The organism is Candidatus Hydrogenedens sp., assembly GCA_035361075.1.
Taxonomy (GTDB): Bacteria; Hydrogenedentota; Hydrogenedentia; order Hydrogenedentales; family Hydrogenedentaceae; genus Hydrogenedens.
In genome coordinates, this window is the sequence record DAOSBX010000018.1 from 52,110 (window position 1) to 63,745 (window position 11,636).

Annotated in this window: 15 protein-coding genes and 2 tRNA genes; 14 read left to right on the top strand and 3 right to left on the bottom strand. The window is 35.8% G+C overall.

Annotation, left to right across the window (positions count from 1 at the left end; translation table 11 throughout):
- The first annotated feature begins 82 nt into the window (after positions 1 to 82).
- The 3 genes from PLJ10_07325 to PLJ10_07335 all read left to right on the top strand — a co-directional run bounded on the left by PLJ10_07325 (position 83) and on the right by PLJ10_07335 (position 1,513).
- On the top strand, positions 83 to 1,201 hold the full coding sequence (locus tag PLJ10_07325) for a sialidase family protein (protein HOK09458.1): 1,119 nt from the start codon (positions 83 to 85) through the stop codon (positions 1,199 to 1,201).
- A 149-nt stretch (positions 1,202 to 1,350) separates the two neighbouring features.
- Positions 1,351 to 1,426, top strand: a tRNA-Gly gene (locus PLJ10_07330).
- A gap of 11 nt (positions 1,427 to 1,437) precedes the next feature.
- Positions 1,438 to 1,513: transfer RNA gene (locus PLJ10_07335), tRNA-Lys, on the top strand.
- 124 nt (positions 1,514 to 1,637) lie between these two features.
- On the opposite strand, the gene PLJ10_07340 is transcribed toward PLJ10_07335, so the two are convergent.
- Together PLJ10_07340 and PLJ10_07345 are read right to left on the bottom strand one after the other, a co-directional pair.
- Positions 1,638 to 2,339: a DUF4203 domain-containing protein gene (locus PLJ10_07340; GenBank protein ID HOK09459.1), complete on the bottom strand. Its 702-nt coding sequence runs from the start codon at positions 2,337 to 2,339 to the stop codon at positions 1,638 to 1,640.
- A gap of 18 nt (positions 2,340 to 2,357) precedes the next feature.
- Positions 2,358 to 3,482 carry a hypothetical protein gene (locus tag PLJ10_07345; GenBank protein HOK09460.1) on the bottom strand — a complete coding sequence of 375 codons (1,125 nt, stop codon included), beginning with the start codon at positions 3,480 to 3,482 and terminating at the stop codon, positions 2,358 to 2,360.
- A gap of 117 nt (positions 3,483 to 3,599) precedes the next feature.
- Here PLJ10_07345 and PLJ10_07350 point away from each other — a divergent pair, with 117 nt between their 5' ends.
- The 5 genes from PLJ10_07350 to PLJ10_07370 all read left to right on the top strand — a co-directional run bounded on the left by PLJ10_07350 (position 3,600) and on the right by PLJ10_07370 (position 5,521).
- Positions 3,600 to 3,818 (top strand): hypothetical protein, encoded by a 219-nt coding sequence (locus PLJ10_07350; protein HOK09461.1) that lies wholly within the window; start codon positions 3,600 to 3,602, stop codon positions 3,816 to 3,818.
- 46 nt (positions 3,819 to 3,864) lie between these two features.
- Positions 3,865 to 4,734, top strand: coding sequence for a CehA/McbA family metallohydrolase (locus PLJ10_07355; GenBank protein HOK09462.1), 870 nt, complete (start codon positions 3,865 to 3,867; stop codon positions 4,732 to 4,734).
- A 149-nt stretch (positions 4,735 to 4,883) separates the two neighbouring features.
- Complete coding sequence (locus PLJ10_07360; GenBank protein HOK09463.1) at positions 4,884 to 5,045, top strand: hypothetical protein; 162 nt, start codon at positions 4,884 to 4,886, stop codon at positions 5,043 to 5,045.
- A 20-nt stretch (positions 5,046 to 5,065) separates the two neighbouring features.
- Positions 5,066 to 5,275 carry a hypothetical protein gene (locus PLJ10_07365; GenBank protein HOK09464.1) on the top strand — a complete coding sequence of 70 codons (210 nt, stop codon included), beginning with the start codon at positions 5,066 to 5,068 and terminating at the stop codon, positions 5,273 to 5,275.
- Between the two features lie 93 nt (positions 5,276 to 5,368).
- The gene (locus PLJ10_07370) at positions 5,369 to 5,521 is read left to right on the top strand and encodes a hypothetical protein (GenBank protein ID HOK09465.1); all 153 of its coding nucleotides are present in this window, start codon (positions 5,369 to 5,371) and stop codon (positions 5,519 to 5,521) included.
- A 129-nt stretch (positions 5,522 to 5,650) separates the two neighbouring features.
- Here the strand turns inward: PLJ10_07370 and PLJ10_07375 are convergent, their stop codons facing one another.
- Entirely contained in the window at positions 5,651 to 5,824 is a 174-nt protein-coding gene (locus PLJ10_07375) for a hypothetical protein (GenBank protein HOK09466.1), read from the bottom strand.
- 200 nt (positions 5,825 to 6,024) lie between these two features.
- Here PLJ10_07375 and PLJ10_07380 point away from each other — a divergent pair, with 200 nt between their 5' ends.
- The 6 genes from PLJ10_07380 to PLJ10_07405 all read left to right on the top strand — a co-directional run.
- Complete coding sequence (locus tag PLJ10_07380; protein ID HOK09467.1) at positions 6,025 to 6,552, top strand: GNAT family protein; 528 nt, start codon at positions 6,025 to 6,027, stop codon at positions 6,550 to 6,552.
- 36 nt (positions 6,553 to 6,588) lie between these two features.
- On the top strand, positions 6,589 to 7,209 hold the full coding sequence (locus PLJ10_07385; protein ID HOK09468.1) for a GNAT family protein: 621 nt from the start codon (positions 6,589 to 6,591) through the stop codon (positions 7,207 to 7,209).
- Positions 7,206 to 7,919, top strand: a complete 714-nt coding sequence (locus tag PLJ10_07390) for a type II CAAX endopeptidase family protein (protein HOK09469.1) — start codon at positions 7,206 to 7,208, stop codon at positions 7,917 to 7,919. The genes PLJ10_07385 and PLJ10_07390 overlap by 4 nt, the downstream gene beginning before the upstream one ends.
- Complete coding sequence (locus PLJ10_07395; GenBank protein HOK09470.1) at positions 7,901 to 8,983, top strand: ABC transporter ATP-binding protein; 1,083 nt, start codon at positions 7,901 to 7,903, stop codon at positions 8,981 to 8,983. The genes PLJ10_07390 and PLJ10_07395 overlap by 19 nt, the downstream gene beginning before the upstream one ends.
- Positions 8,984 to 8,986: 3 nt before the next feature.
- Complete coding sequence (locus PLJ10_07400; GenBank protein HOK09471.1) at positions 8,987 to 9,826, top strand: hypothetical protein; 840 nt, start codon at positions 8,987 to 8,989, stop codon at positions 9,824 to 9,826.
- A partial coding sequence (locus PLJ10_07405) for an SPASM domain-containing protein (protein HOK09472.1) occupies positions 9,826 to 11,636 on the top strand: 1,811 nt, incomplete at its 3' end. The genes PLJ10_07400 and PLJ10_07405, both read left to right, overlap by 1 nt.

Sequence of the window (11,636 nt, forward strand, 5' to 3'; positions counted from 1 at the left end):
TAACTGTATTTGTACATAAATTTTTTTAGAAATCTATAAGAGAATATAATACTAAAAACATAACTTTGTTGGAGGTATAAGTATGCTTAATATGTTCTTGTTATCAGTTATAGGTATTTTCTCAATGGGTAATAATGCAGATGTGCGTTGGATTCATCCACTGGTCCAGACACTTGAAATTGATAGAAATGGTCCATTTGTAAATCTTGATGACAACTCCATTGGCACAATAGATATTCATGGGTTCCGTGTGAGTAAAGATGACGGAAAAACATGGTCGGAAGCAATCCCTGTCTGCAAAGGAATAGACCCTGAAGAACCTGCCTCTTATTATCTACTTCGGACTAAGAACAACACATTAATTTTTGTCTATCTGAACTTTATCGGCAAAAATTTCGACTGGGATGAAAAAACAAAAGAACCTGGGAAAAATAGCAAATTAGAAGTATGGGCAATTAGAAGTATTGATGGTGGTAAAACATGGATAGATAACCAATGCATACTTGAAGGATATAACACTAATTTCTTTGCATTAATACAGACTCGTTCTGGTAGGGTCATCGCACCATTTGACCACCTCACCAGCCAGCCAGGTCATTTTATTATCTGCACTGTATTTTCAGACGATGAGGGTAAAACGTGGCAAAAAAGTAATTGGATTGATATCGGAGGACATGGTCATCATGACGGAGCATTAGAGCCTACTCTTGCAGAATTAAGCGACGGCAGGTTGCTTATGCTGATTCGCACCAGTTTAGACCAATTCTGGCAGGCAATTTCAGAAAACGATGGAAAGTATTGGCGAATTATCCAGCCCAGCGGAATTAATGCAAGTAACTCTCCAGGATATTTACTACGATTGAACAGTGGCAGACTTGTTTTGGTCTGGAATCAACTCAACCCTGAGGGACGAGAACAAAAAAAGAGTATTATGCCTCAACATACAGAGTTTCCCTCGTCATGGCATCGAGAGGAACTTTCCATTGCCTTCTCAGAAGACGATGGCAAAACTTGGACAAAACCTGTCGTAATAGCTCGCCAGCCTGGCGGACAATTGAGTTATCCTTACCTGTTCGAGAGACGTCCAGGTGAGCTATGGATTATTCCAGGTTTCGCATTCAAAAAAATGTGGGAGGAGCCTTTCCCGCTACGACTTAAAATCGACGAACAAACGTTCCTGAACGAAATACAAAAAAGGTAAGTTATAAGCCACAATTTAATTACTAACACACTGGGAACACATGAATAGTTCACTTCTTAGCACGACTAATTCCATAACATCATCTTATTTTCTCGACCATTCAAGTTTGAAATGTATCTGTTTTTTTGGTAAAATTAATATACAATTAAGCGGGAGTAACTCAGTTGGTAGAGTGCAACCTTGCCAAGGTTGACGTCGCGGGTTCGAGTCCCGTCTCCCGCTCCATTTTTTTAATAGGGCCGTTAGCTTAGTTGGTAGAGCAGGGGACTCTTAATCCCAAGGTCGCAGGTTCGACTCCTGCACGGCCCACCAGCTCAGATAACCTACCCCAGATAACCCACACATAAAATGAATAACTACTACAGAGTTCGTATCTCGTATTCAACAAATCCCTAAAAACAGACTAATCTGTTGCACATGGTTTTAATCCTAATTTTCAATTCTCAACCTCTTTTGGTTTACGTTTATTCTTGTTATTACTTGCATCTTCTTTTTTACTTTTACTTTTCTGTGGATTTATGTTTTTATATTGGATGGAACACCCTAAAGCTGAGAAACCAAACCATGCCAACTTTGACATCATATCTACATAAGAAGGCTCAAAACTTAGACCTACATGGATTATCCCGCCATATTCTAAAAACTGGACAATTGCCCAAACTATCATTAAAGAGCCAACGGAAGCCGTAGCAACAACAACCACTACTCTTTCAGCAACAAGAGAGAGAACACCACCTACACATCCAATTAAAACCATGAGTAAGGAATAATCAATTAATCCTGTTAAAATAAAACTGATTATATAAGCACCTAAAAATCCAAGTAAAAAAACACCAACTTTATACATAAAAATAGAGATTGCAACCCCGACAAGTCCAAAAATGATAGATATAAAAAGCTGAACAACAATAGATAAAAAAGGTAATGGAGAAAGGGTATTGAGCAGTAACCATGAAGTTAGAAATAAAGTGACAAATCCACAGGCTCCAATTATAAAATAAAGAAACCTATAACCATAGAAACAACAGAGGAACCCTATAATCCATATCGCAATAAGTATCGGTAACACGGGGGATAATTGCGACATCATTATTTCCACATCAAACACGTTTTTAGACATACAAAACAAAGTGTACATTGTATTACCCCGAACTCCTTATTTTCTTGCAACAGGGGGGAGTAAATCTTCAACAAATGAAGTAAGTGTTTCTTCTATCCCTAAAAATACGGATAACACAATCAAAAGAATAGTCGAAAGAACAGTGATTATACTTAATGGACTTATTTGCAATTTGCTTATATCAAGATTACCAGAGAATAAATCTTTTAGCCATGAACCTTGTCCACCCAGGTAAACATAATATCTTTTGCCATAGGATTCAATCACTAATATTCCTGATACTTTATTATAGTCTCGTGGTTGAAATTGGACCTTAAAGGTAACTGTTTGTTGAGGGGGGATCAGATACTCATGTTCCCCGACAATCCAAAACTCTGGTTCCCCAATAATCCAGATTTGCATGGGTATTTCTTTTGTCCCTATGTTCTGTGCACTAAATTCCATTTCCATTACCGTTTTCAATGATACTTTTCCAAAATTTACTAAACTGTTGACTGCAGGAGTAATAATTAGTGGTATATCTTTATCCAATGAAGGGATCTCCAGTTCACCTTCTACAGGGTTTTCTCCTGGAGTTATCGCATACTCTACAAACAAATTAAAATCGCCTTCAGCTAATTGATATTCTTTTTTATTGGATATTTTATCTCCATCAAGGTCTGCTGTCCCACGGAGATACAGACCTCCATTAAGATTATAATTTTTCAAATCTAACTTTATGCCAAATTCACTCAATGCACCTTGAACAAAATACTGGATAGATAGCGGTTCACCTAAGGTTATTATTGCTGCAGAAAACCGCTCTATCTCATCGCATGAAATACCATATAGCTGATAAATAGCAGTACAACGACTTCCTAAGGTGTTATCTTTTTTTATTTGTATCCAATTATAATAATATGTGGCTAATAAGAAATCATGGTTTGGAACCTTGTCATCTCTTAGAACACGGTCTAACAACCGAGCATGGGCACGGTCAGGAATTCCATTCTTATCCTCATCGAGTACATCAGGGTCTACTTCTGAATCAAATGCCTTAGTTATTTTTACAAATATTGCTTCTGCTTCTATATCTAAAACATAAGCAGGCAATGTAAAAAGTAAAAAACAAAGAACGTAAAAGAGGGTAATTTTTGATAAATTTGTTTTGAATATAGTCATAGTTAAATTCACTTTATTAAATTTACTATTTTTATATTAGACTCGTTATCATTTAAAATAGATTTACCTTTTAAATACTTTTGGAAGCATTATAATACAATGCAGAGGTAAAAGAGAATGAAATACTTTAAAATATCTCAATTTGTCCCCGGAAAAGGGGATGCGTGGACATACTATGAATGTGATGATGATGGGACTATCTTACGACAATTAACATACATTCCTACCACCAACGAAATTAATAAAGTTTCTGACCCTATTGTGAAAAAATTATATCGACCTGATTTATTAACACTCACAGAGCAGGAAGAATTCATTTCGCTCTGGAATAAGTAGTTCTAAAATATTTACTATGATGGACCCTTAGAAGGAGCCCTACGAGATGAAAATTAAAAGTCCATACCTAAACACAAGTAATTATATTTGGGCAAAAGGCAATTTACACACACATACATCTATAAGTGATGGTATTTATTCTCCACAGGAAACAGCAGATAAATATGCATCTATGGGATATCAATTTTTGATGTTTAGCGACCATGATATCCTAACCGACATTACAGAGGTAAAAGTAGATGGAATGGTTATCATTGCTGGAAATGAAATTACCATAGATGGACCGCATATTCTACACATAAATGCCAGAAATAAAATAGAACCCTATCCAGACCGACAAAAGGTTATAAATAACATTATTCAGAATGGTGGATTTGCCATTATCTCCCACCCAAACTGGGAAGAAGATTTTAATCACTGTCCACAAGAACTTTTAGAATCATGGCAAAACTACACAGGAATAGAAATTTACAATGGTATTGTGCGTCAACTCCCAGGAAACCCCAGTGCTACTGACCGTTGGGATTTACTCCTTTCTAAAGGAATATATGTATGGGGATATGCTCATGACGATGCACACTGGGAAGATAATTATGGCGTTGCGTGGAATGTAGTACAAGTAGAAACACTTAGTTTTAGCAATGTGCTTAACGCTCTAAAGAAAGGGTGTTTCTACGCAAGTTCAGGTGTCGAAATCAACCAAATATCAGTACATGGAAATATAATTTCCATCAAAAGTTCTAATGCAAAAAAAATCGCTGTTGTTGTAGACTATGGACGTAGAATACATCAATGTAAAGGAAATAATATTGACTTTGAAGTAAAGGATAATTTCCCATATACATACCTACGGTTTGAATTATGGGGGGATGGAGAAGACCAGGCGTGGACACAGCCTTTCTTTATTCAAAGGTAAAAAATTGCAAAATTAATAAAATTTATGAAAACTTTTCACTGACAAATTGTATTAAATCAATATAGAGATTTTTCATGTTCAAATGTAATAAAATAATGCATTAGAAATATAATATATAGAACCTATGAATAAATCAGAGGAGAAAATGTATGAAACATACCTATGCGATAACAATGCTTAAAAAAGCAGAAGTTGAAACAAAATTAACAGTAGGTCAAGTTTTAACCCTTGTAGCGAATATCCTAAGTGTTGTGGCTCAGGCTTTTATCGCTAAAGAAGAAGGATCCACAACAATAACATCTACAAAATAACTGTAAAAAGGAATTTAGATATGAAACGAATTAAATCTATGACCTCCCTGCCACGACGTGCCCAACAACAAGAGACAGGAGGTGGATTCTGCACTAAAATTGAAAGCGATTATCAAGCATTCTTATGTTTTCTACTTGAAGTTCTAACAGGTTTCTTCTTACCATTAGCGGAAATTAAAAAACCACAAGAAACAAATAACTCAACCCAAACAAGTGAAACTGGAAGTTAGTGATTAAACTTTGATATACAAACTTCCAAAGTTTGAAAAATAAGTGCTTTGTAGTATAATAACATCTATATTAACTTTTTACTCAGTAGATATATGAAACATATAAAAAAACAAACATACAAAACACCACAGCCTGCTGTGACCGCAGATGTGATTTTAATACTTGTTATTCAATTATTAGAGGCTATTAGAAATCTCGTGTCTACAAAAGCGACAATTTCTACAAATATAACAAATACGACTTAAAATTGAGATTGTTCTTATAGATAGAATGAACAAAAAAAATACTCAACATATTAATCAAATAACAAAATTAAGTAGTTCAGTTTCAGTAGGCTACTTTCATTTTACTGTTGATAATATTTTGAAGTTTATTCAAGATGTTATCAAAATATTTATTCCTGTAGTTAGCAACAAAGACCCAGAAGTTCCATTAGGTGGTGGTACAACAACTTCCACTTCATCATCGTCGTCATCATCGTCATCATCAAGTAGTTCATAAAAATAACAATAAATTAACCAATATGGGATTATTAGTATGAAACACATACGCAAAATGACCCTAAGAAAAGCGGACGCTTTCACTAATTTTATGAATGCAGTTTGGCGTGCGTGGATGGATTTTCGTTACGAAAAGAAAAACGAAATTGGCTTTTAATTTATTTATCCAAACACACTCAAAAGAGCCTCCTTCCCAAAAAAAAGTATTGGGGTTTTAAATGATTAAAAAAATAGGCTATTGATTTTTTATGATTAACAAGGAACATGCCATCATTCGCACATCAGACCTATTTGATGCCAAACATTTATTACGATTTTACGCCAGTGAAAACATGTACGGAGCCTTACTTGATGGAAAGCGTGAGCCTATTCTGCCCAATCAGAGTGAATTGGAGGAACTCCTACAAAACAAAGATGCAACACAATCTTTTTATGCAGTCGAAGATAAAGAAGGGAACCTCCACGGGTTCATTGTTTTGAAGGGTATCAATCAGGAGGCTCTCTTTGGTGAAATCATTCTTTTATTCGATAATCAAACGTATTTAACAAATTCACCATTAATCCATGATGCATTAGAATTTATCGAAAATAAGGCATTCCGACAACTTCACTTAAAAAAACTTGTGACCACCTGCATCGATGAAGAAGAGCCTCTTAAAAATTTCCTTCAACAACACCTATATATTCTGGCAGGAATAATGCGGGAGGTGTTATTTGCTCGTGGAAAATGGCATAATCTTGAAACATGGGTTAAATTAAGTTCTACCACGAACTAATATTCATTTAATAGTATTATTTGAGGGATTAGAGCAGTGAGTATTGTTACAAAAACATTTATTCGTAGAGCAGATAGAGAGGACCTCGACCTGCTTGTTCGCTGGATGGAAGATGAAGATTTTCAATACTTCCTTTATGGAGACCCTGCACGTTCCCCTCGTCTTATTCGTGACCAGATTGTAGGTTATTTAAGTAAAACCGCAGGCAGTCCTATCCCTGGAAGTGTTTATTTCATCGTCGATTCGCCTAACGGACCTATTGGCATGATTTCATTACAAAATATCAGTTGGCGGAATCGTTCCTGTAATCTTGATGTCTACATATCACCTCAACATCGAGGACACCTTTCAACAGGGATTAATGTATACCGTGCATTAGAGTATGCCTTTGACGAATTAAACATGCACCGTGTTTCTGCAATTATCTACGCTTTTAATCAACCCTCTTGGAGATTGCTCGAGTTTCTGGGTGCTAAAAGGGAAGTAACCTTAAAAGACCATATACTGCGAAATGGTATCTGGCACGATGTGTTTGTTTACGGCTTACTAAAACAAGAATTTAATGTATGGCGTGAAAAATATGCTGAACAATCCAAAGAAGTCACTTTGCAAAAAATGATAGAGTCCATGAAATGCTATTTGGAGAAAAATTTGTGAATCCAAAGTACCTACTTATCATTTTTGTGATTTATATTCTGTTAGAATTTACACGGAATCTGTTCAAAAAAAATTTTTTTTCTTCCCTTACAAAAATGTGCCAATTTGTTCTACTTATCTGCTCAATCATATATTTGGCAATCATAGGCATCTTACCAAGAAATTTATTTAACATCTCCAGTTGGATTATCGGACTGATATTAGGGCATATCGTTTATACAATAGGTTTCTTTATAACAATCGGTTTTAATGAACTCGTCAAAAATCAATTCCTATCTATCCAAAAAATACTCCGTTTTTCTGTTCTATCCCCTATTATTCTCAGTCGCACAATGACAATAGCACTAACAGAAGAAATCATTTATCGAGCAAGTTTACAAACCATCTTAATAAATGTGACAGCAAAACCGATACTTTCAGTCTTTATTATTTCTATTGCTTTTACTCTTGTCCATGAACATGTCTTCGTTAACAATATTCGTCAAAACATTGAATTTGTGGTGTTTTCCATCTTTTTAGGGTTTGCATATTACCTAACATCTGATTTAGGACTTGTAACGATAATCCACTTTATTCGCAATATGGAAAGTAACTATTTAGAATACCAAGAAAAACTAATTGAAGAGCCTGATGAAGAGCGTTGTTTAACAGAATTAGAGCAATCTCTGTTTAGTCCCAATGGAGTCAAGGAATGCAAAGCAAACAATTAAACAACTCGATAAACGATTATACAGTCTACCTTGACAACGTCTCGAAGACCTTTCGCACATATCATTTTTTTCACAAAGATGATGTAACAGACAAAAGAAGAATTCTTACTAAAAAAGAAGCCTGCGCCGCTGACCATGTTACCTTCGGAATTAAAACGGGTGAAATTATGGGCTTATTGGGACCTAATGGTGCAGGGAAAACAACCACTGTAAAGATGATTTCTACATTGGTAATACCTGATAGTGGAACCGTATTTGTAGATGGGATGAATGTAGAGAAACACCGAAAAGAAGTATTATCAAGAATAGGTGTAGTTTTAGAAGGAACACGAACAAGCATCTGGCCACTAACACCTCTTGAAAATTTGTATTATTATGGGAACCTTCGAAATATCCGAGGTAAAGTATTAAAAGAAAGGGCAAATCAACTCCTCGATTTTATAGGATTAAAAGACAAAAAGGATATTGAAGTCCGCAAACTATCGCGAGGTCAAAAACAAAAATTGGCAATTTGTATCGCTCTTATCGCAGACCCCAAAATTATCCTTTTCGACGAGCCAACCACAGGATTAGACGTACAAAGTAGTCGCTCTATTAAAGACAAAATCATTGAACTAACCCGCCATTATGGCAGGTCTGTACTTGTAACAACACATGATATGCATGTTGCTCAAGAATTATGCGACCGCATCGGTATCATCAATAAAGGTAAGCTTATAACCTGTAAGCCTACAACCGAATTACTCGATTTATTTTCTAAACAAATCTTTTCCATCCGTTTAGACCGAAATTTGGTTGACAACGACCTTGACCACCTTGCACCTAAAATACAGGTATTAGAAACAATCCTTACCGCGGATGGACCCACAATAACAGTTCAAGTTCCAGAACCACATGCTGAACGGTCCGAGGCAATATATACCTTATTTGAAACGTTACGGCAGAAAAAATATCAAATTCGCTCCATCCAGCAAAAGCAAGTAAACCTTGAATATATCTTTCTTCAACTTACAGGAGAAAAACCAGTTTTTGATGAAACAAATTTATCAGAACAGGAATTATAAAATATGCTCGGATTCTTACTTATTATGAAAGCGGAAATTATCAGAGGTTGGATTATTACACGAAGATACTGGTTTCGCACATTAACGGGACTCATTATTGGCTACGGAATGCTTATGATACTTATTGCAGGCTTCTTCTACAGTCAACCCGCAATAGAAAAAGGAATTAATCAGTTTGAAGACCCAACACGTGCGACAAACTATATTCTCGGCTTCATTATCGGCTTATTTGCCTTTGGTGTTATAGGAATGTTTACTCAGGGAATTCAAGGCATGGCACAAACAGGTATATTAGAACAGCTTTGTATGAGCCCTTATGGACTTGTAACAAATTTCCTTGCCCGTGCGGTAGTCGCTTCAGTATCCACGATTTTTTATTCTGCTCTTATGGTATATATGGTAGTTGTAAGTGTTGGGGGAAAACTTCACTTTGACCCTATACCAGTCGTAGTCCTTCTAACTTTGTCATTTATCAATTTATTAGGCTTCGGCTTCTTAGTAGGCGGGTTAGTCTTGGTTTTCAAACAGGTTGGACAATTAACCATTCTCGTGCGTATGGCACTATTTGCCTTAGCAATCTTTGCACGCGAGGAATTCCTACAACAAGGGTGGCTCATTTCTGCATTTATGCATGCGTTACCAATTACAGATGCCTCCATCTGCTTGAAATACGTCCTTGTTAAAGGACAATTGACTAACTCGGGACAATTTGTTTCTGTATTCCTACATCCTTCATTCTACTGGCTCGGTGCCAGCTGTGTATTCTGGACATTTATTGGTATAACGTTATTTAAAATTATGGAAAATTATAGTAGATATAAAGGAACATTAGGAATATACTAATGGACTCAATGAAACCAATACACCGATTTGAAAAAAATGGACGATATTTTGCAGTAGATATTAAAACTCCTTTCTGCTTCGAATGTGATAAGATAACATTTGATGTCCTTGAATACTATCCAGAACAAACCCAAACAAAAATTCTCAATCTGCTTGCTTCTACCTATACCAGGGATGAACTCCTTGAAGTATGGGGAGAACTTGAATGGCTCCGTGCCATCGGTTCTATCCTGAAAACACAAAAAATCGAAACATGGGCAAATACCCTTACCCAAACCATCGGAATACATACAATCTCTTTCCTAATTGGTGACAATATAGAAACATTAATAAAGGAAACTATCCCCCTAACCTTACTTCGAGCTATACCTCACATTTACGCACAAACAACCTTTAAACTCAACTTCTTCATGAATCCTGCAAATATTTATCCATGGACAAAAATACAGAAAATTATCCAACAAATATTACAAATATTTATCACAATAAATGATAAAAAAATAAGTATAAATCTTTGCATACCACTACCTGAACATATCTATGAGGAACTAAAAATCAATAAAGAAGAGAAAATTTTCATCGTATTTGAAAAAATTACTAATGATATTTATCAAAAATTAACAGGAAATAGTACCACAGATATAAAAAACGTATTAAACGAATCCTATGCGAAAATATGGTATCTGCCAGAGAATATCCCCTTTACTACAACTGTTGAAAAACTTCAAAAATATGGTACAAAAAAAATAGTCATTGACCTATTTGCACCTTTCATATTAAATCCAAACTTAAACATCCATACCGTATACAACGAAATCACAAATTTGTCACATTACTATGCCCAACAATTAATAAAAAGAAAGCAATCTATCATAGAACCCTTCACTGAATTGTTTAAAACAATACAACAGGGTAATCCCGTCAAACGAAAAGACCCTGCTGGTGCTGAAGAATGGTTTATAGCCGATAACGGCGATGTATTCGGAAGTTATCTATATTTTTTAGGGAACATCCACAAATTAGGCAATATTTATGAAACAGAAATACCTATCCAAGGTTCGGAATCCATATATCGCCTCGGCATTCTTGCCACATCTGTATGCTCCCGTTGCTGGGCTCAAAATTTCTGCGGAGGTGGATGCGGTGCTGTGCACTACCGTCTCACAGGAAAAGTTACAGAACCTCAAACGGATTGGTGCAATGCCCACCGAAAATGGATCGAAGATATGATATTCCTATATCAGGAACTTAATAACTCAGATGCACTATTTACCTTCGAATTTCCAATCAAAAATATCCCAACAAAAACAAATAAACTAACTGTCCTAAAACATATTTTCCGTAGCTTCTTTAAAGATTACATCACAATTCGCCCTCTAAAACCACAAGACGAAACATGGCTATCCCATTGGGAAACATGGAACACCTCGCTATACTTTACCATGAATGAAGGAAATATCCTAACAACAACCCAGCATGAAAAAGAACAAGACATTTTGACTACCAACAAAACATCAGAAGAATTTGTCATTACTGACAAAAAATCAAACCCTCGTGGACTACTGCGAATTCAACCGCATAAAACACCAAACCTTTCAACCCTTTTCATCTATTTTCATAATCCAGAAGACTACGATAATACAGACATCATTGAGGGCTTCCAACTCATATTAGAACAAATCAAAACACGTTTTCCAGAAAACAAATGGCTCGTACCCGTCTCAAATAATGACGAAAAGATGAAACACTTCCTCGAACAACTGAACTTCAAAAGAGCTGGCCAACTCCGTGACGCTATTTTCTTCCACAA